21 protein-coding genes are annotated in these 19,270 nt (G+C 65.4%); 9 read left to right on the top strand and 12 right to left on the bottom strand.

Annotation, left to right across the window (positions count from 1 at the left end; all coding sequences use genetic code 11):
• Nucleotides 1-4 precede the first annotated feature (4 nt).
• The 4 genes from U8326_RS01625 to U8326_RS01610 all read left to right on the top strand — a co-directional run bounded on the left by U8326_RS01625 (nucleotide 5) and on the right by U8326_RS01610 (nucleotide 4,050).
• Nucleotides 5-658: a CpaD family pilus assembly protein gene (locus U8326_RS01625; protein WP_324741947.1), complete on the top strand. Its 654-nt coding sequence runs from the start codon at nucleotides 5-7 to the stop codon at nucleotides 656-658.
• A gap of 3 nt (nucleotides 659-661) precedes the next feature.
• The gene (locus U8326_RS01620) at nucleotides 662-1,954 is read left to right on the top strand and encodes a pilus assembly protein CpaE (RefSeq protein WP_324741946.1); all 1,293 of its coding nucleotides are present in this window, start codon (nucleotides 662-664) and stop codon (nucleotides 1,952-1,954) included.
• Between the two features lie 95 nt (nucleotides 1,955-2,049).
• Nucleotides 2,050-3,021, top strand: coding sequence for a type II secretion system F family protein (locus U8326_RS01615; protein WP_324741945.1), 972 nt, complete (start codon nucleotides 2,050-2,052; stop codon nucleotides 3,019-3,021).
• Nucleotides 3,022-3,036: 15 nt separating this feature from the next.
• Nucleotides 3,037-4,050, top strand: coding sequence for a type II secretion system F family protein (locus tag U8326_RS01610; RefSeq protein WP_324741943.1), 1,014 nt, complete (start codon nucleotides 3,037-3,039; stop codon nucleotides 4,048-4,050).
• Between the two features lie 51 nt (nucleotides 4,051-4,101).
• On the opposite strand, the gene mtnP is transcribed toward U8326_RS01610, so the two are convergent.
• The 9 genes from mtnP to rpsU form a co-directional block, all read right to left on the bottom strand.
• Entirely contained in the window at nucleotides 4,102-4,986 is an 885-nt protein-coding gene (mtnP, locus tag U8326_RS01605) for an S-methyl-5'-thioadenosine phosphorylase (protein WP_324741941.1), read from the bottom strand.
• A gap of 159 nt (nucleotides 4,987-5,145) precedes the next feature.
• A complete protein-coding gene (clpB, locus tag U8326_RS01600; protein WP_324741939.1) occupies nucleotides 5,146-7,725 on the bottom strand; it encodes an ATP-dependent chaperone ClpB in 2,580 nt (859 codons plus the stop codon).
• A 103-nt stretch (nucleotides 7,726-7,828) separates the two neighbouring features.
• On the bottom strand, nucleotides 7,829-8,104 hold the full coding sequence (locus tag U8326_RS01595) for a hypothetical protein (RefSeq protein WP_324741938.1): 276 nt from the start codon (nucleotides 8,102-8,104) through the stop codon (nucleotides 7,829-7,831).
• A 264-nt stretch (nucleotides 8,105-8,368) separates the two neighbouring features.
• Nucleotides 8,369-8,833 carry a tRNA (cytidine(34)-2'-O)-methyltransferase gene (locus tag U8326_RS01590; RefSeq protein WP_324741937.1) on the bottom strand — a complete coding sequence of 155 codons (465 nt, stop codon included), beginning with the start codon at nucleotides 8,831-8,833 and terminating at the stop codon, nucleotides 8,369-8,371.
• Nucleotides 8,834-8,853: 20 nt separating this feature from the next.
• Nucleotides 8,854-10,347 (bottom strand): Asp-tRNA(Asn)/Glu-tRNA(Gln) amidotransferase subunit GatB, encoded by a 1,494-nt coding sequence (gene gatB, locus U8326_RS01585; protein ID WP_324741936.1) that lies wholly within the window; start codon nucleotides 10,345-10,347, stop codon nucleotides 8,854-8,856.
• Nucleotides 10,348-10,440: 93 nt separating this feature from the next.
• Entirely contained in the window at nucleotides 10,441-11,943 is a 1,503-nt protein-coding gene (gatA, locus tag U8326_RS01580) for an Asp-tRNA(Asn)/Glu-tRNA(Gln) amidotransferase subunit GatA (RefSeq protein WP_324741934.1), read from the bottom strand.
• Complete coding sequence (gene gatC / locus U8326_RS01575; RefSeq protein ID WP_324741933.1) at nucleotides 11,943-12,245, bottom strand: Asp-tRNA(Asn)/Glu-tRNA(Gln) amidotransferase subunit GatC; 303 nt, start codon at nucleotides 12,243-12,245, stop codon at nucleotides 11,943-11,945. Before gatC ends, gatA begins: the two co-directional genes overlap by 1 nt.
• A gap of 48 nt (nucleotides 12,246-12,293) precedes the next feature.
• On the bottom strand, nucleotides 12,294-12,860 hold the full coding sequence (locus U8326_RS01570; RefSeq protein ID WP_324741931.1) for an FKBP-type peptidyl-prolyl cis-trans isomerase: 567 nt from the start codon (nucleotides 12,858-12,860) through the stop codon (nucleotides 12,294-12,296).
• Between the two features lie 167 nt (nucleotides 12,861-13,027).
• Nucleotides 13,028-13,234, bottom strand: coding sequence for a 30S ribosomal protein S21 (gene rpsU, locus U8326_RS01565; protein ID WP_057883948.1), 207 nt, complete (start codon nucleotides 13,232-13,234; stop codon nucleotides 13,028-13,030).
• 410 nt (nucleotides 13,235-13,644) lie between these two features.
• On the opposite strand from rpsU, the gene crcB reads away from it, so the two are divergent.
• The 5 genes from crcB to U8326_RS01540 are packed head-to-tail and all read left to right on the top strand — an operon-like array spanning nucleotide 13,645 to nucleotide 16,825.
• Nucleotides 13,645-14,052: a fluoride efflux transporter CrcB gene (gene crcB / locus U8326_RS01560; RefSeq protein ID WP_324741929.1), complete on the top strand. Its 408-nt coding sequence runs from the start codon at nucleotides 13,645-13,647 to the stop codon at nucleotides 14,050-14,052.
• Nucleotides 14,049-15,245 carry an RluA family pseudouridine synthase gene (locus U8326_RS01555; RefSeq protein ID WP_324741928.1) on the top strand — a complete coding sequence of 399 codons (1,197 nt, stop codon included), beginning with the start codon at nucleotides 14,049-14,051 and terminating at the stop codon, nucleotides 15,243-15,245. Before crcB ends, U8326_RS01555 begins: the two co-directional genes overlap by 4 nt.
• Before the next feature lie 10 nt (nucleotides 15,246-15,255).
• The gene (locus U8326_RS01550) at nucleotides 15,256-15,909 is read left to right on the top strand and encodes an HAD-IA family hydrolase (RefSeq protein WP_324741927.1); all 654 of its coding nucleotides are present in this window, start codon (nucleotides 15,256-15,258) and stop codon (nucleotides 15,907-15,909) included.
• Nucleotides 15,906-16,133, top strand: coding sequence for a hypothetical protein (locus U8326_RS01545; protein WP_324741926.1), 228 nt, complete (start codon nucleotides 15,906-15,908; stop codon nucleotides 16,131-16,133). The genes U8326_RS01550 and U8326_RS01545 overlap by 4 nt, the downstream gene beginning before the upstream one ends.
• Nucleotides 16,130-16,825, top strand: a complete 696-nt coding sequence (locus tag U8326_RS01540; protein ID WP_324741925.1) for an ATP12 family chaperone protein — start codon at nucleotides 16,130-16,132, stop codon at nucleotides 16,823-16,825. The genes U8326_RS01545 and U8326_RS01540 overlap by 4 nt, the downstream gene beginning before the upstream one ends.
• On the opposite strand, the gene U8326_RS01535 is transcribed toward U8326_RS01540, so the two are convergent.
• Genes U8326_RS01535 through U8326_RS01525 form a run of 3 tightly spaced genes read right to left on the bottom strand, consistent with a single transcriptional unit; the run spans nucleotide 16,822 to nucleotide 19,270 of the window.
• Nucleotides 16,822-17,421 carry an ABC-type transport auxiliary lipoprotein family protein gene (locus tag U8326_RS01535; protein ID WP_324741924.1) on the bottom strand — a complete coding sequence of 200 codons (600 nt, stop codon included), beginning with the start codon at nucleotides 17,419-17,421 and terminating at the stop codon, nucleotides 16,822-16,824. The two genes, U8326_RS01540 and U8326_RS01535, sit on opposite strands and share 4 nt — an antisense overlap.
• 38 nt (nucleotides 17,422-17,459) lie before the next feature.
• Entirely contained in the window at nucleotides 17,460-18,398 is a 939-nt protein-coding gene (locus U8326_RS01530) for an MlaD family protein (RefSeq protein ID WP_324741922.1), read from the bottom strand.
• Nucleotides 18,399-18,400: 2 nt separating this feature from the next.
• Complete coding sequence (locus U8326_RS01525; RefSeq protein ID WP_324741921.1) at nucleotides 18,401-19,270, bottom strand: ABC transporter ATP-binding protein; 870 nt, start codon at nucleotides 19,268-19,270, stop codon at nucleotides 18,401-18,403.

Raw genomic sequence — 19,270 nt, 5'->3', positions numbered from 1 at the left:
CAGGATGCATAACCGCGCAAACAAGCCGATGGCTGCCGCCATCGCTCTCTCACTGGGCTTTTTCATGGCCGGTTGTTCCGGTTCGAACGCGCCGATCCGTGGGCTGGAAAGCGTTCATCAGCCGGTAGTGGAGCGGACCAATTACGCTCTCGACCTGCATACCGGCGCAGGCGGCCTGCCCGTTCCGGAACAGCGCAAGCTCGCTGACTGGTTCGAGGCGATGAATCTGCGCTATGGTGACCGCATATCGATCGACGATCCGCTCGGCAGCACCGCAACCCGCGAAGCCGTGGCAGCCATCGCGGCGCGTCATGGCCTGCTGGTGAGCGACGTCGCGCCGGTCACGGAAGGATATGTCGATCCCGGCCAGGCCCGGGTCGTGGTGACGCGTTCGTCCGCTTCCGTCCCCGGCTGCCCCGACTGGTCGCACCGCACCGCCAGCAATCTCTCGAACAAGAGCTGGTCCGGCTATGGTTGCGCGACCAACGGCAATCTGGCCGCGATGGTCGCCGATCCGGAGCATCTCCTGAAAGGCGCCGAAGGCACCGGCGATACCGTCGTGATGAGTTCGAGCAAGGCGATCTCGAGCTATCGCAAGCAAGCGCCGACCGGAGAGGCCGGCCTGACAGCAAACGCCACCAGCAAGGGGGGCAACTAAGCCATGAACGCGCCTTGGAAAGCGAACATGCCGGGAAACCGGGACCCGTTCAACGCCTTCGTCTGCGACGAGAATACGCTTGACGCCTTGCGGCCGGTGGTGATCGAACTGGGCTGGCCGCCGGAGAAATGCAACAAGGGCGGGCTGCGCAACGCGGTCCAGTCCTTGTCGATCTCGGCAAGCCCGAACATCCTGCTGGTCGATCTTTCGGAAAGCGGAGATCCGCTGAACGACATCAACGGCCTCGCCGAAGTCTGCGAGCCGGGCACGGTGGTGATCGCCATCGGGCAGGTGAACGATGTGCGGCTGTATCGCGACCTTCTCGCCAGCGGCATCCACGATTATCTGCTCAAGCCGCTCTCACCGACTGCCCTGCGCGATACGCTGACCCAGGCCCAGCTGGTGTTCAGCCAGCCCAAGGCGCTCGACGGCAATGCTCCGAAGCAGCATATCTCGACCGCCGTCGTGGGCACGCGCGGCGGTGTCGGCGCATCCACGCTGGCCACCTCGCTCGCCTGGATATTCAGCAGCGATTACAAGCGGCCGACCGCTCTATTCGACCTCGACGTGCATTTCGGCACCGGCGCGCTCACGCTCGATCTGGAACCGGGCCGGGGGCTGACGGACGCTATCGACAATCCCAGCCGCATCGACAGCCTGTTCATCGAACGCGCCATGATCCGGGCGAATGACAATCTCGCGATCCTTTCGGCCGAAGCACCGATCAATTCGCCCTTGATGACCGATGGCGCCGCCTTCGCGCAGCTGGAAGAGGAATTCCGGCACGCCTTCGAAATGACGGTGATCGACCTGCCGCGCAATATGCTGATCAATTTCCCGCATCTGCTCGCGGATGTGAACGTGGTCGTTCTGGCAACGGAGTTGACGCTCGCTTCGGCGCGGGATTCGATCCGTATCCTGTCCTGGCTCAAGGCCAATGCTCCGCATGCCCAACCCATCGTGGTGGCCAATCGGGTGCAGACGGGCGTCAGCGAGATCAGCAAGGCCGATTTCGAAGGGTCGATCGAACGCAAGATCGACTGGATGGTCCCCTACGATCTCAAGGCCGCAGCCAACGCCGCGAAGCTGGGCCAAACCTTCGTCGAGGCGAACCGTTCCAGCAAGGCGAGCGCGGCGATCCGCGAAATTGCGGGCGCGGTCCTGGGCGCGGGCGAAACCGCCGAAGCGGCCGATCCGGTCAAGAAGGTGAAGCCTTCCCTGCTCGGCAGCCTCGATCTCAAGGCCCTGATGAACAAGAAGGGCAATCGCAAGGCCCCAGTGGAGCCGGCGGAATGACGCAGCGGCCGCTTCGACGCCCTTCGTGGGCATGCCGCAGCGGCCCGCGTTGCAATCCGGCGCAAGAACCGCATTCGAACGAGCGAGGCTAGAGCATGAGCATCATCCAGCCCCTGATTGTCCTGTTCGGGCTGATTTCCATGATGGTTCTCGGCTATCTCGCCTTTGCCGGGCCATCCCTGGCCCGTGAAAGCGCGCGACGCCTGCAGACCCTGCGCGACCGCCATTCCGAAAACACCAAGGACAAGGTCGAAGCGCAGCTGCGCAAGGCGGTCGCCGCCCGCAAGCCGAAGATGCACAAGATCGCCGGCTCCGCCTCCCGGATGGAGGCGCTGGCCCTGCGTCTGCATCGCACCGGCAAGCAATGGACGATCGCCCAATATTTCTACGCTACGCTCGGCCTGATCCTGGGTTTCACCGTCCTGATCTATCTGCGCACAGGCGTTCCGCTGCTTGCCCTCGGGGTCGGCGTGGTGCTCGGCGCGGGCATTCCGCACATGGTCGTCAACTTCTTCGTGAAGAAGCGGACCAACGATTTCACCGCCAAGTTCCCCGACGCGATCGAGCTGCTGGTCCGCGGCCTGCGCTCCGGCCTTCCGGTTACCGAAACCTTGTCGGTCGTCGCCCAGGAAGTGCCCGGCCCGGTGGGCGAGGAATTTCGCGCGGTGGTGGATCGGATCAAGGTCGGGCGCACGATGGAAGATGCGCTGCAGGAAACGGCGGACCGCCTCAACACCCCTGAATTCAGCTTCTTCTGCATCACGCTGGCTATCCAGCGCGAGACGGGCGGCAATCTTGCCGAAACGCTGTCCAACCTTGCCGATGTGCTGCGCAAGCGCTCGCAGATGAAGCTCAAAATCAAGGCGATGAGTTCAGAATCCAAGGCTTCCGCCTATATCGTCGGATCTCTCCCCTTCATCGTGTTCGGGCTGATCTGGTGGGTCAATCCCAAATACCTCGCCGACTTCTTCATCGACGAGCGTCTGATCGTGGCCGGGATCGGCGGCATGATCTGGATGGGGATCGGCGTGTTCATCATGGCCAAGATGGTCAGCTTCGAAATCTGAGCAGGGACGCAAAGCATGATCGAAACCCCGGCCGGACCCACGCTACTTGGCGTCGACGTCGTCTTCGTCGGCAGCATACTTGCCGGCATGGCCGCTCTGGCGGTGATCTTCGCGATCTACACGGCTGTGACCGTGCGCGATCCGATGGCCAAGCGCGTCAAATCCCTGAACGAACGGCGCGAGCAGCTGAAAGCCGGCATCGTCACGGCCACGGTGAAAAAGCGCGCCAGCGTGGTTCGCAAGAGCGAAACCACGGACAGGCTGAAGCTGACCCTGCAAAAGATGAAGGTGCTGCAGGACACGCAGGTCAAGCAGGCGCAGCAGAAGCTGGCCCAGGCCGGCATCCGCAACAAGGAGTGGGCCTTCGCGGTCATCTTCGGCCGCATGATCTTGCCCATCGTCTTCGGCCTGATCGGCGCACTGGTGATCTATGGGTCCAACACCTTTCCCGAATGGGGAGGCATGAAGCGGTTCTTCGCCTTCGCCGCCGTGCTGATCTTCTTCTACAAGCTACCGGATATTCTCCTGCAGAACCAGATAGCCAAGCGAACCGATGCGATCCGCAAGGGCCTGCCCGATGCGCTCGATCTCCTGGTCATCTGCGCGGAAGCGGGCCTGACGGTGGACGCCGCGTTCAATCGCGTGGCCAAGGAGCTGGGGCGCGCCTATCCCGAACTGGGGGATGAGTTCGCGCTTACCGCAATCGAGCTTTCCTTCCTGACCGAACGCAAGCAGGCCTTCGACAATCTGGCCTATCGTGTCGATCTGGAGTCGGTCAAAGGCGTGGTGACCACCATGATCCAGACCGAGCGCTACGGCACGCCGCTGGCCTCCGCGCTGCGGGTGCTGTCGGCGGAGTTCCGGAACGAGCGCATGATGCGGGCCGAAGAGAAGGCCGCGCGCCTGCCCGCGATCATGACGGTGCCGCTGATCCTGTTCATCCTGCCGACGCTGTTCATCGTGATCCTCGGCCCCGCGGCCTGTTCCATCGCGGACGCCTTCGCCGACGGACCGCCGAAGCGCGGCTGATCCCGAATACCAATGCCTCGGAACAAGGCCCTGCCCGCGCGGAGCCTTGTTTCATTTCATCCCGTTGCCGAGCGCGCGGCCGGCCACCGCATCCAGCATGGCCGCAAGCCGCCCGTCGCGATGGTCCGGCGCGGTGGCGAAGGCGCCGTCCAGCGCCCGGTCGATCGGGCTTGGCTCCCTCACCGGGGGCAAGGCTTCGGCAAGGCTGAGCAAGGTCCGCCGCGCGAGGGCCGCGTTCCGGCCCATCACCGCGAACACTTCCGCCGCCTCGACCGTTTCCGCGCTTTCCCGCCAGCAGTCGTAATCCGTCACCATCGCGAGGATCGCATAGGGAAGCTCCGCTTCGCGAGCGAGGCGCGCCTCCGGCATGGCCGTCATCCCGATCACATCCGCGCCCCATTGGCGATACATCCGGCTTTCGGCCCGGGTCGAGAATTGCGGGCCTTCGATGGCGATATAGCACCCGCCCCGATGCACCGTGCCCCCGGCCGCTTCCGCGGCATCGGCGGCAAGGCCCGAAAGGCGCGGGCAGACCGGATCGGCAAGGCCGACATGGGCGACCAGCCCTTCGCCGAAGAAGCTGCGCTCCCGCCCCTCGGTCCGGTCGATCAGCTGATCGACGGCCACGAAATGGCCCGGCGCCAGCTCCTCCCGCAGCGAGCCGATCGCGGAGATGGAGAGAATGTCCGTCACTCCGCAGCGCTTGAGCACATCCACATTGGCGCGATAGTTGACGCGCCCCGGCGGCAGGCGATGGCCCACCCCATGGCGGGGCAGGAAAGCGAAGCGAACGCCCCCCAGCGTGCCGAGCGTGACCGGGCCGGACGGCTCGCCGAACGGGCTGCGGACGGCGATCTGCTGGGCCTCTTCGAGCTCGGCCCCTTCATAGAGGCCCGACCCGCCGATCACGCCGATATGCCAGCTCTGATCCTTCATCGCCGCCTGCATCCCGGTTCGGCGACAAGGGTGGACAAGGCGGCACGCATCGACAGATCTCCGGCTGAATGCTGACTACCCGAACGGCCTAGAGCCTTTCCCGGCAGGATGGAACACCCTGCCCAACAGAAAGGCTCCAGGCCGGTCAAGCAACTCGAATCAAGCGACCGCGATGTTCAGCGCCCCGTCGCCCTCGTCGATGCGGACGGTCGAGCCGTCCGGGATCTCGCCGCCCAGCAGCTTCTCGGCCAGCGGGTCCTGCAGGTAGCGCTGCACCGCCCGCTTGAGCGGCCGCGCGCCGTAGACCGGATCGTAGCCGACCCGGCCCAGCCAGCGCTTGGCCGCCTCGGTCAGGTCGAGCGTGATCTTGCGATCCCTGAGCAGCTTCTGCACCCGGCCGACCTGAATATCGACGATCGGCGCCATATGCTCCTGCCCCAGCCGATGGAACAGGATGATCTCGTCCAGCCGGTTCAGGAACTCGGGCCGGAAATGGCTGCGGACCACTTCCATCACTTGAGGCTCGACCGAGGCGACATCCTGCCCCTCGTCCAGATTGGCGAGATACTGGCTGCCGAGGTTGGACGTGAGGATAATCAGCGTATTGCTGAAATCCACCACCCGGCCCTGCCCGTCGGTCAGCCGGCCATCGTCAAGCACCTGCAGCAGCACGTTGAAGACGTCGCTGTGCGCCTTCTCCACCTCGTCGAACAGCACGACCTGATAGGGCCGCCTGCGCACCGCCTCGGTCAGCACGCCGCCTTCCTCATAGCCGACATAGCCCGGAGGAGCGCCGATCAGCCGCGCGACCGCGTGCTTCTCCATGAATTCCGACATGTCGATGCGGACCATCGCCCCATCGTCATCGAACAGGAACTCCGCCAGCGCCTTGGTCAGCTCGGTCTTGCCGACGCCGGTCGGGCCGAGGAACAGGAAGCTGCCGAGCGGACGGTTCGGGTCCTGCAAGCCGGCGCGCGCACGGCGCACCGCCTTGGAGACGGCTTCCACCGCCTGCTCCTGGCCGATGACGCGGGCGCCGATCACCTGCTCCATCTTCAGCAGCTTGTCGCGCTCGCCCTCCAGCATCTTGTCCACCGGCACGCCGGTCCAGCGGCTGACGACGCCGGCGATGTCGTCCTCCGTCACTTCCTCGCGCAGCATGGCGTTCTTGGACTGGCTCTGCGCCTCGGCCAACTGCCGTTCCAGCTCGGGAATGCGGCCGTAGGAAAGCTCGCCCGCCCTGGCGAGGTCGCCCGCGCGCTGCGCCTGCTCCAGCTCGTTGCGGGCCGCATCCAGCGCTTCCATGATCCTGCTTTCCGCCGCGATCTTGTCGCGCTCGTTCTGCCAGCGCGTGGTCAGCTCGGAGCTTTGCTGCTCCAGATTGGCCAGCTCTTCCCGCAGGGTGGCGAGGCGATCCTTCGATGCATCGTCCTTTTCCTTGGCGAGCGCCGCTTCCTCGATCTGAAGCTGCATGATCTTGCGATCCAGCTTCTCGATCTCCTCCGGCTTGCTCTCCACCTCCATCCGGATGCGGCTGGCGGCCTCGTCCATCAGGTCGATCGCCTTGTCCGGCAGGAAACGGTCGGAGATATAGCGGTTGGACAGCGTCGCCGCCGCCACGATCGCGCCATCGGTGATGCGCACGCCGTGATGCAGCTCGTATTTTTCCTTCAATCCGCGCAGGATGGAGATGGTGTCCTCCACCGTCGGCTCGCCCACGAAAACGGGCTGGAACCGCCGCTGCAGCGCGGCGTCCTTCTCGACATATTTCTGATATTCGTCGAGCGTGGTGGCGCCGATGCAATGCAACTCGCCGCGCGCAAGCGCGGGCTTCAGCAGATTGCCCGCATCCATCGCGCCTTCGGATTTGCCCGCGCCGATCAGTGTGTGCATCTCGTCGATGAACAGGATGATATCGCCCTCGGCGCCCTTCACCTCATCCAGCACGGCCTTGAGCCGTTCCTCGAACTCGCCGCGATATTTGGCGCCAGCGATCAGCGCGCCCATGTCGAGCGCCATCAGGCGGCGGTCGCGCAGGCTTTCCGGCACGTCGCCATTGGCGATGCGCAGGGCGAGGCCCTCGGCGATGGCGGTCTTGCCTACGCCGGGGTCGCCGATCAGCACCGGGTTGTTCTTGGTGCGGCGGGCGAGGATCTGCACGGTGCGGCGGATCTCCTCGTCACGGCCGATCACCGGATCGAGCTTGCCCTCACGGGCCGCCTCGGTCAGGTCGCGGGCGTATTTGCCCAGCGCTTCATAGCTTTCCTCGGCGCTGGCGCTGTGGGCGGCGCGGCCGCCAGTCACTTCCTGGATCGCGGCTTCCAGCGCCCTGGCATCGACATTGGCGGCCTTGAGCGCCTGGCCGGCCGCCGTGGTCGAAGCCAATGCCAGCGCCTGCACGATGCGCTGCACCGGCACGAAGCTGTCGCCGGCCTTGGTCGCCAGTTGCTCGGCCTGATCGAGCACGCGCACGGATTCATTGTCCAGCCCCGGCGCGGCCTGCGAGCCGCCGCCGGAAACGGCCGGGATCTTGGCCAGCGCCCTGTCCACCTCCTCGGCGGCGAAGCGGGGATTGCCTCCCGCCTTCTGGATCAGGCCCGCCGCCATGCCTTCGGAATCCTCCAGCAGGGCCTTGAGCAGATGCTCCGGCGTGATCCGCTGATGGTTCATGCGGATGGCAACGGTCTGGGCCGATTGCAGAAAGCCCTTGGCGCGGTCGGTAAATTTTTCGAGATTCATGGGATCTCCCTCACCTTTCTGACGCCTCAGATAGTGTTGCTATTTTGCAACACAAGGATATGGATCAAATTTTCCGGCGATTATGTAGATTGCCGACACGCCGTCAGTTTGCGGGCGTGCAGCGATATTCCCTTGCATAGTTGACCTTCTTCAAACCGGTGATTGCTTTCGTGCATTCGTCATAATCGTCGGCATAGCCAAAGATCAGGCCGGTCCGCTCCCATTCTCCGGCCATGTTTCTCATCTCGATCCAATGATCTGCAGCGTGCCCAACCCGCGTTCCTTCGACTTGCTTTGAAAGGGCATCGTAACCGAGGATGTCGTCATCGTTCCCGCAGGCAACGAGTAGGAGGGGCAAAGTAACTGCTACCAATCTCATTTCGGCCTCTCCAACTTGTGCTTCCCTAGTTTCTCAAACCTCATCCCCACGCGCTTCATCCTCGTCCGCCTCCACCAATTTTCCCGATGCCCGATCCGGGCAGGTTGACACAGTTGACACTGTTCAGGAGGAAAAATTCACTCCTTGTTTTCATGGCATAAATGGGCGCTCCTGACAGGTGCTCAAGACTGTGCGGGGAAGACCGGACGAACATGGGCGGCACTGTCGCACATCCCCGCCCTGTAGGAAAATCGTCAGCGGACCTCAGCCGCCAAGCTGCCCGCGCAGCGCCTGATAGACGGCGGCGGTCACGGCATTGGCGAGATTGAGCGAGCGGATATGGCCGGAGCGCATCGGCAGGCGAACCATGCGATGCGCCAGCGGCTCCACGATCGCGGCGGGCAGCCCTTTGGTCTCCCGGCCGAAGACGAGGTAGGCATCGTCGGGATAGGCAGGCTCGTAGAAGCTGCGCGCGGCATATTCCTCGAACAGGAAAATCTGCTCCTCGCGCGGGGCGCGCTCCGCCAGGAAAGCGTTCCAGCTATCGAACTCGGCCAGCCGCACATGCTCCCAGTAATCCAGCCCGGCGCGCTTGAGGTGCTTGTCCGACAAGTCGAAGCCGTAAGGCCGGATCAGCACCAGCTCGAGGTCGAGCGCCACGCAGGTGCGCCCGATCGCGCCGGTGTTGTGCGGGATTTCCGGATGGACGAGGACCACGGCCATCGACATGCGCGCCGTCCCGCCTGGCCTTACCCCAGCTTCTGCTTGAGCAGCTCGTTGACCACCTGCGGATTGGCTTTGCCCTGCATCGCCTTCATGGTCTGGCCGACGAAGAAGCCGAACAGCGCTTCCTTGCCGCCCTTGTACTGCTCGACCTTGTCGGCATTGTCGGCCAGCACCTTGTCCACCGCCGCCTCGATCGCGCCTGTGTCGCTTTCCTGCTTCAGCCCTTCGCGCTCGACGATGGCCGCGGCGCCGTCTCCCGTCTCCAGCATCTTTTCCAGCACCTGCTTGGCGATGGAGCCGGAGATGGTGCCGTCGCCGATCAGCGCCAGCAATTCCGCCCCCGCTTCCGGGCTGACCGGGCTGTTCTCCAGCTCCACGCCCAGCTTGTTGAGCGCACCGAACAGTTCGGAAATCAGCCAGTTGGCGGCCTGCTTCGCGACAGCGGCATCCGGCTTGCCCTGCCTTGCCGCGCTTGCGGCCAGCAGCGCCTCGAACCAGCGGGCCGTCTCGACCTCGGCGGTCAATACATCGGCATTATAGGCGGAGAGGCCCAGCTCGTTCTCATAGCGAAGGCGCTTGGCGTCCGGCAGTTCCGGCAGGCTGGCGCGGCATTCGTCGAGGAAAGCCTCATCCAGCTCCAGCGGCAGCAGGTCCGGGTCCGGGAAGTAGCGGTAATCATGCGCATCCTCCTTGGAGCGCATGGAGCGAGTGGTGCCGCTGTCGGGGTCGAACAGGCGGGTCTCCTGCACGATCTTCCCGCCGCCTTCCAGCACATCGACCTGGCGGCTCGCCTCATATTCAATCGCCTGCATGATGAAGCGCACGGAATTGACGTTCTTGGTTTCGGTGCGGGTGCCGAATTCCTCGCCCGGCTTGCGCACGGAGACGTTGACGTCGGCACGCATGGAGCCTTCCTCCATATTGCCGTCGCAGGAGCCGACATAGCGCAGGATAGTGCGCAGCTTGCGGACATAGGCCCCGGCTTCGGCGGGCGAACGCATGTCCGGGCGGCTGACGATTTCCATCAGCGCCACGCCGGAGCGATTGAGGTCGACGTAGGACATGGTTGGGTGCTGGTCGTGCATCAGCTTGCCCGCATCCTGCTCGACATGGATGCGCTCGATCCCGATGCGCTTGGCGTCCTCGGGATTCTTCTCGTCGAGGGCGATGTCGATATGCCCCTCGCCCACCAGCGGGTGATAGAGCTGGCTGATCTGGTAGCCCTGCGGCAGGTCCGCGTAGAAGTAGTTCTTGCGGTCGAACCGGCTCCACTTGTTGATCTGCGCGTCGATCGCCATGCCGGTGCGCACCGCTTGGCGGATGCATTCCCGGTTCGGCACCGGCAACATGCCAGGCATGGCCGCATCGACCAGGCTGACCTGCGCGTTCGGCTCCGCCCCGAAGGCGGTGGCCGCGCCCGAGAACAGCTTGGCCTTGCTCGTGACCTGCGCATGGACTTCGAGGCCGATCACGACCTCCCATTCGCCGGTTGCGCCCTGAATGCGGTAATCAGACATCTTCGTTCTTCCGTCATCCCAGCGAAGGCTGGGATCTGGTTGATCGGGGTCGGGCCAGATGGCCCGAGACTCCAGCTTCCGCTGGAGTGACGATTAACTCCACCACTTCTCCGGCTTCGCGCCGAACTGCGCCCGCTGTTCGATGGCGAGGCCCGCGTTCAGAACGCCCTGCTCGTCGAAAGCCTTGCCGATGATCTGCAGGCCGAGCGGCAGGCCTTCGCGATTCAGCCCGGCCGGAACCGACATGGCCGGCAGACCCGCCAGCGACGCCGGGACGGAGAACACGTCGTTGAGATACATCTCCAGCGGATCGGCGCTTTTCTCGCCCAGCGCGAAGGCCGCGCTCGGCGCGGTGGGCGCCAGAATCACGTCGCATTGCCCGAAGGCCTGCGCGAAATCGCGTGCGATCAGCGCGCGAACCTTCTGCGCCTGGGTATAATAGGCGTCGTAGAACCCGGCCGACAGCACATAGGTGCCGATCAGGATGCGGCGCTTCACTTCCGGCCCGAAGCCAGCGGCGCGGGTGGCGGCATACATGTCCTGCAGGTTCGCGCCTTCGGGCAGGTCGCGCAACCCGTAGCGCACGCCGTCATAGCGGGCGAGGTTGGACGACGCTTCCGCCGGGGCGATGATGTAATAGGTCGGCAGCGCATATTTGGTGTGCGGCAGACTGATATCGACGATCCGCGCCCCCGCGTCCTTCAGCCAGGCGATCCCGTCGTCCCAGCTTTTCGCCACGTCATCGTCCATGCCGTCGATGCGGTATTCGCGCGGAATGCCGACTGTCCTGCCCTTGAGATCGGCATCCAGCCCAGCTTCCCATTCCGGCACCGGCAGGTCGAGGCTGGTCGCATCCTTGGGATCGAACCCGGCCATCGCTTCCAGCATGATCGCGCAATCGCGCACGTCCCGCGCCATCGGCCCGGCCTGGTCGAGCGAGCTGGCGAAGGCGACGATGCCCCAGCGCGAACAGCGGCCATAGGTGGGCTTGATGCCTGCGATGCCGGTGAAGGCGGCGGGCTGGCGGATCGAGCCGCCGGTATCCGTGCCGGTGGCCGCCGGGCACAGCCGCGCCGCGACCGCCGCGCTGGACCCGCCGGAGGAGCCGCCCGGCGCGAGCGCTGCGTTATCCCCAATACCTTTGGCATCGCTCCGCCGCCATGGCGAGATCACATTGCCGAAATAGCTGGTCTCGTTGGACGAACCCATCGCGAACTGGTCGAGATTGAGCTTGCCGAGCATCCCCGCGCCTGCATCCCACAGCTTCTGGGAGACGGTGCTTTCATACTGCGGCGAGAAACCTTCGAGGATATGGCTGGCGGCGGTGGTCTGCACGCCATGGGTGGCGAACAAATCCTTCATGCCGATCGGGACGCCGGCCATCCTGCCCAGCGCCTTGCCCGCCGCACGGTCCGCATCGACCCGGTCCGCCGCTTCCAGCGCCTTGTCCGGGGTGGCGACGATGAAGGCGTTGAGCGCGCCGGCCGCGGCGACATTGGCATTGAAACCTTCCGCCACTTCGCGCGCGGTGAAATCGCCTTTGGCCACGCCTTCGCGAATCGCGGCGACAGTCAGTTCGGTCAGTTCGCTGGACATTACTCGATCACCTTGGGCACGCCGAAGAAGCCATGCTCGGCGGCGGGCGCATTGGCCAGCACCGCATCGCGAATGCCGCCGCCGGTCAGCGGATCGGCATCCACCACATCCTCGCGCAGGCGCAGCGTGTTGGGGATGACCGCAGTCATCGGCTCGACCCCGCTCACATCGACCTCGCCCAGCTGCTCGACCCAGCCGAGTATCTGGTTCAGCTCGGGCGCCATCGCCTCAAGCTCCTGATCGCTGACCTTGATCCGGGCCAGAGAGGCGATCTTGGCCACGGTGGCCTTATCCACGGACATGCTTGCCCTCTCGTAACTGAATGTCGCAACGCGTCTTTCGACGCGCGATTACTGTTCCGGCTGGCCCGGAAGCGGAAGCGGAGCCGGTGCGCCACCCTGGCCGCCCTGGCCCTGACGGCTCGCCTGTTCCATCGCCTGGCGCATCTGCTGCATCTGCTGGAAATCCGCGTTGGAAATGAAATCGAGCAATTCGACCTCGAACACCAGATCGCTATTGGCCGGAATCGCGACTTCCCCGGTCTGCGGATTGCGCTTCTCCTCGGCCCCATATCCCTTGTCGGACGGAATATCGATGCGATACTTGCCGCCCTTCTGCGCCTTGGTCAGCCCTTCGGCGAAGCCGGGGATCATCTGCCCCAGCGGCAGCGGCGCGCCCTGCGCCTGGTCGAACACGGTGCCATCCTTGAGCTTGCCGACATAATTGACCAGAACGACGTCGTCGATGGCGGGGCTGCCGCCCGTGCCAGCCGCGATCTGCTCCACCCGGACACCCTCGGGCACGGCGGCCCAGGCCAATCCGGCCCCGGCCAGCGCGGCGGCGGCCACCCCGAGCCAGAGCTTGGGCAGCGAGCCTTTCTTGATGGGCAGGATGGGTACGCGTGTCACTTCGGTCATCTGGCAATCCTTCAAGGGTTGGCCCGCCGGGCCGGCCCGAAAATGCAAAAGGGCGCGGAAAACGAATCCGCGCCCTCTTGGCTCAACAAAGCGTGGCGTTCAAGCCAGTCCTTGGCGAAGGGCGCATCCCGTTCGAGAACCGGGGGCCGCACTCGCCATGGAACGGCTTACTTGCCGCCGTCGCGTTCCACCCGCTTGCGCTCCAGCTTGCGGGCGCGGCGCACGGCAGCGGCCTTTTCGCGGGCGCGCTTTTCGCTCGGCTTTTCGTAGTGGCGGCGCAGCTTCATTTCGCGATACACGCCCTCGCGCTGCAGCTTCTTCTTGAGCGCGCGAAGAGCCTGATCAACATTGTTGTCGCGAACGATAATCTGCATAAATTCCACTACCTCGAAAGCTATGGGCGAAGGCCCACGCCGGTGGGAACGCCTTATCCTGTCCAACGGAAAATGTGCCGAATCCAATGAGGATCGGCCTCCATTGCCCGGCGACTAGCGGAATCACGCGCCGATGGCAAGGCTTTGCTCGGCGCGCATCGCCCTAGCCGCCCGCCCGGTCACGATTATTCTTCGGAATATCGACACCCCACCGCGATTCCGGCATAAAAATCTCTGGGAAATCTCCGGAAATTGCCGGGCACGATACCGCCAAACCGGGAATTTGGAGAGACAGTTTGGGACAATCGAACCTGCCCGGACCCCACCGCCGGGCAAGGAATATGCTGGCCGAGGCGCCCGGCCTTCACAACCCCTTGGCGTTGCGGATCGCACCCGGCTAAAGCGGCGGGATGACCATGCCCTCACCCTTCACCGCATCCTGCTACGTCGCGCTCGGCGGCGCAGTCGGTTCCCTGCTGCGTTACCAGACGGGGCGCTTGCTCACCCATATCTTCGGACCGGCCACGATGACGGCCTTTCCCTGGGCGACCCTGGCGGTGAACGTGATCGGCAGCCTTGCGATGGGCTTGCTCGCAGGCGCACTGGCCCGCTATGGGCAGCAGGGGGAAACCCTGCGGCTGCTGGTGGGCGTGGGCCTGCTGGGCGGTTTCACCACCTTTTCCGCTTTCAGCCTGGAGATGATGCTGCTGATCGAGCGGGGGCAGCCCGCCCTGGCGATCTCCTATGCCGCAATCTCGCTGTTCGCGGGTTTGACCGCGCTTTATCTCGGGCTGATCGCGATGCGGGTGGCGGGATGACTCTCCGGCAGGCTCAGGACGATCGGGTCCGCCAGTTCACGGTCGGCGCGGATGATGACGGTATCCGGCTGGACCGCTGGTTCAAGCGCCATCTGCCGCAAGTCGGCTTCGCCACGGTCTCGCGCTGGGCGCGCACCGGCCAGATCCGGGTGGACGGCAAGCGCGCCAAGCCGGACGACCGGCTGGAAACCGGGCAGGTTCTGCGCGTCCCGCCCGGTGGCGAAGCCCCCGCCCAGCGCGGGATCAAGCAGCGCCGCGAACTGAGCGAGGAGGAAGTGGCCCGGGCCGACGCGATGGTCATCACGCAAGACCGCGCCGCCATCGTGCTCAACAAGCCCCCCGGCCTCGCCACGCAGGGCGGCACCAAGACCCACGATCATGTCGATGGGCTGCTCGATGCTTTCATCATAGCTGGCGAGAAGGAGGGCGGGCCTCGGCCGCGCCTCGTCCACCGGCTCGACAAGGATACCAGCGGCGTGCTGCTGATCGCCCGCACGCCGGGCAGCGCCGCCTTCTTCTCCAAGCGCTTCTCCGGCCGTTCCGCCAGGAAGATCTACTGGGCGCTGGTGGTGGGCGTCCCGGACATCGCCGAAGGCACCATAGAAGCGCCGATCGCCAAGCAGCCCGGCACCGGCGGCGAGAAGATGTATGTGGACGAGGTGAACGGCCAGTCCGCCCGGACGCGCTATCGCGTGGTGGACCGGGCGGGGAATCGCGCGGCCTGGGTGGAATTGCAGCCGCTGACCGGCCGCACCCACCAGCTGCGCGTGCATATGGCCGCGATCGGCCACCCCATCGTCGGCGACGGCAAATACGGCGGGCAGGACGCCTTCCTCACCGGCAGCATCAGCCGCAAGCTGCATCTCCATGCCCGGCGCCTGATTATCGACCATCCGGACGGCGCTCCGCTGGACGTCACCGCCGAATTGCCGGATCATTTCGCGGCCAGCATGGCCCAGCTTGGGTTCGATCCGGCGCAAAGCGACGCCGCGCCGCAGGAAGGCCCGCCGCCGCCCTCGCGCGAGCAGAAGAAGCAGGCCGCCCGCGCCCACGCCAAGCAATACCGCAAGGAGCGGCGGGGGGAGCGGCGCAAGCGCGCGGACGCCCCGGCGGCGCGCAAGCCAGCGGGCAAGCGTCCGGGCAAGATCGCCGCGAAACCGGGCAAGCCCGGCCCCAGGAAAACCAGGAGCTGATACCCGAACCATGACCTTGCGCCTTGCCGTATTCGATTGCGATGGAACATTGGTCGATGGCCAGGCGGACATCTGCGCCGCGATGGAGCTTGCCTTCGCAGCGGTGGGCCTCACCGCGCCGGACCGGCACGACATCCGGCGCATCGTCGGCCTCAGCCTCCCCCAGGCGATACGCTTCCTGGCGCCGGAAGCGGACCACGACCGGCAAATGGCGGCGGCGGAAGCCTACAAGGGGGCCTTCCGCGCCGCGCGGGCGGAAGGGCGGCTGGCCGAGCCGCTGTTTCCCGGCATCGCCGATATGCTCGATCAGCTGCGCGGCGCCGGATGGCTGCTGGGCGTGGCCACCGGCAAATCCGATCGCGGACTCTTTCACTGCCTGGCCGAGCACGGTCTGTCGCAGCATTTCCTCACTCTCCAGACAGCGGACCGCCATCCGTCCAAGCCGCATCCCGCCATGCTGATCGCCGCGCTGGAAGAGGCTGGCGCGCTTTCCCGGGACAGCGTGATGATCGGCGACACCGCCTTCGACATAGAGATGGCGCGGGCCGCGGGCGTGCGCGCGATCGGCGTCGCCTGGGGCTATCACACCACCGAGGAACTGCGCAAAGCGGGCGCGGCGGCCATCGCGCGGACCCCGGCCGATCTGGTCGCCCTGCTGCCATGAACGAAAGCCGGGAAGCGGCCGAGCGCCGCGCACGCAACCGTTTCATCGTGATGTCCGCGCTCCGGCTGGGCGGAGTGGCCATGGTGCTGGCATCGCTTCTGCTGCTCAACGGCGTGATCCCGCTGCCGCGCGTCGTGGGATGGGTCGGGCTTGTCATCGGCCTGTGCGACATCTTCATCGTGCCGCAAGTGCTCGCGCGGGCCTGGAGGACGCCGGTTCCATGAAACGCTTCTACAAACACGCCATCGCCGTCGAGGCCGATGGCGGATGGCAGGTCGCGCTGGACGGCCGCAAGGTGAAGACGGCGGCCGGCAAGGCGCAGGTCGTCCGCTCGCGGGCGCTTGCCGATGAACTGGCCCGGGAATGGGCGGAACAGGGCGACGAGATCGACCCCGCCACCTTCCTGCTGCGCGACCTTGCCGATTACGCTATCGACGTGGCGGCCGCAGACCGCATCCGCACGGTGAAGGATCTGCTGCGCTATGCCGAAACCGATACGCTCTGCTATCGGGCCGACCCGGACGAACCGCTGTTCAAGCGCCAGCAGCAGCTGTGGGAGCCGCTGCTGGAAAAGACCGAGGCCCGCCATGCGATCCGGCTGGAGCGGGTGAGCGGCATCGTCCATCGCCCGCAGCCCGAAGCCAGCCTCGAACGCCTGCGGGACGTGCTGCAAGGGCAGGACGATTTCGCCCTGGCCGCGCTGGCCACCCTGGCATCGCTATCCGCGTCGCTATCCATCGCTCTGGCCGCGCTCGAACCCGATGCGAACGCGGAAGCGCTCTGGGCAGTGGCCAATCTGGAGGAGGATTGGCAGGCGGAACAATGGGGCTGGGACAGCCTGGCGCAGGAACGCCGGGCGAAGCGCCTGCGCGATTTCGCCAACGCCCTGCGCTTCGCGGAATTGGCCCGGGCCTAACCCACCCAGTCCGCCACCTGGGCGGCGACATCGTTCGCCGCCTGGTTCAGCGCCGGCCCTACCGCGCCGGCCTCGGCCGAAATGCCCGGCACCCTGCTTTCGAAGCGGCGATTGGAGATCGATCCGTCCGACCGGGTCAGCACCGCATCGTAGCGCACGATCACGGACTGGCTGGCCGCGTCATAGCCCAGATCCAGCAATTGCCCCGTGAGGCGGGTGGAGGCCTGGAACCGGCCCTCGGTCGCGTCCAGCACCAGCCGCGTTCCGCCCGCGCGGATCGTTTCCGCCAGCAGGCGCGAAAACTGCCGCGCGGGCTTTTCCACCCACACCGCATCCTTGAGATAGGTGATTTCCGTAGCGTTGCTCTGCACCGGCACCCTGAGCACATCGAGCTTCGCCGGGGTTTCCAGATCGACCACGGCAATGGCCTGCGCCAGATTGCCCGACCGCGCCGTTCCGGCCTGAACCGCCCTTTGCGGCGTCAGTTCCAGCAAGCTGTCGGGCACGTCGCCGGAAAGGCTCAGGCAGCCCGAAAGGCCCAGCGCCAGCGGCAGCGCCATCAGCCGCGCCCAATTGGCCCTCGTTGCATTCGGCATCGGCTCCGCCCCTCGTCTGCACTGTTCCATTGCTTTGCTCATGGTTTGTAATCCGGCAGCTTCTGCCCTTTCAGCAGGCTGCCGGCGCCCTTGCTCTCTATCTGTTCGGTGACGTTGCGCAGCGCCTTGCTGGTGGCGCGCAGATCCTGCAGCGTCGCCTCAGCGGCGGGCAAGGTGCTGCGCGACAATTGCTGGGTCGCCGGTTCGGCTTCCTTCAGCGTCTTCTCCAGCGCATCGGCAGCGCCCTTCGCCGAGGCGAGCGTATCCCGCAGCTGGGCGGCCAGCGAATTGCCTTCCTGATTCAGCAGCTGATCGGTGGACCCCAGCACCTTCTCGAAGGCCGCGAGGCTGTAGGTGGCCTGCCGCAAGGTGGCCTGCAGCTCCGCCAGGGTCTGCTCCACCTTGGGCGAGGCGTCGGCGAGATTGCTGGTCATGCGGTCGGTATTGGCGAGGATACCCTCGATGGATTTCTGGTTCTTGTCCGACAGCACCAGCGTCAGCCGTTCGGTCAGCGTCGCGAGCCGTTCCAGCAGCAGCGGCGCGTTCGACAATATCTCGCCCAGCCCGCCCGGCTTGGTGGGTATCACCGGCACCCCTTCCGGCCCCAGCTCCGTGATCGGCGGCGCGCCGCGCGTGGCGCCATCGAGCTGGATCTTGGACACGCCGGTGAAGGAACCCTGGATAGTGGCGGTGGTGCCCTGCAGGATTGGAACGGATTCATTGATCTTGATCCGCACCCGGACGAATTCCGGGTCTTTCTCCCACAGGTCGATGGTGCGAACCTGGCCTGCCGGCACGCCGGAGAAAGTGACTTCCGAACCCTTCGCCAGTCCATCGACGGACTGCTTGAAGAAGATGTCATATTCGTTCTGTTCGCCGGCGTTGAGACGGGCGATCCAGATGACGAATGCGGCCAGCGCCGCGAGCAGCACCAGCGTGACCGCCCCCACCCAGATATGATTGGCGCGCGTTTCCATGGCTATTCGATATCCCCCGTCGCACCGGCATTGTCCATCGCCTTGGCGCGTTGCTGCGATTGCTGGGCCGCCCGCCCTCGCGGCCCGTTGAAATATTCCTGTATCCAGGGATGGTCGCTGGCAAGCAGTTCCGGAATGGTCCCCACCGCGATCACCCGCTTGTCGGCCAGCACGGCCACACGGTCGCAGATCTCGTGCAGGGTATCGAGATCGTGGGTAATCAGGAACACGGTCAGGCCCAGCGTATCGGTCAGCTCGCGGGTCAGGCGGTCGAAGCCGGCCGCCCCGATCGGATCGAGCCCGGCGGTCGGCTCGTCCAGGAACAGCAGCTCCGGATCGAGCGCCAGAGCGCGGGCAAGCCCGGCGCGCTTCCTCATGCCGCCGGACAATTCGGCGGGATATTTGCTGGTCGCCTCCTCCGGCAGCCCGGACAGCCGCACCTTGTAGCGCGCGATCTCGTGGCGGAACTCGTCGCAGACTTCCGGATAGAACTGCTTGAGCGGCACCTCCACGTTCTCGGCCACGGTCAGGGTCGAGAACAGCGCCCCGCCCTGGAACAGCACGCCCCAGCGCGAGCGCACGCCCGCTTCATCCTCCGGCTCGGCATCGGTCATCGAGCGGCCCAGCACCTCGATATGGCCTGCCTCGGGCACCTGCAGCCCGATGATCGAGCGCATCAGCACCGACTTGCCGCTGCCGGACCCGCCGACAATGCCCAATATCTCCCCCCGCCTGACCTTGAGCGAGAGATTCTCATGCACCACCTGACTGCCGAAACGGTTGGTGAGCCCTTCGACCACGATGGGATAGTCCCCCTTGAACTGGCCGCCGAGCGACTCTTCGTCGCGGGCCGCGGCGATCGTTTCGTCCAT

It is taken from the genome of Tsuneonella sp. CC-YZS046, assembly GCF_035581365.1.
Classification (GTDB): Bacteria; Pseudomonadota; Alphaproteobacteria; order Sphingomonadales; family Sphingomonadaceae; genus JAWKXU01.
Note: the sequence above shows the minus strand (reverse complement) of the source record. Positions and strands in the feature narration are given on the sequence as shown.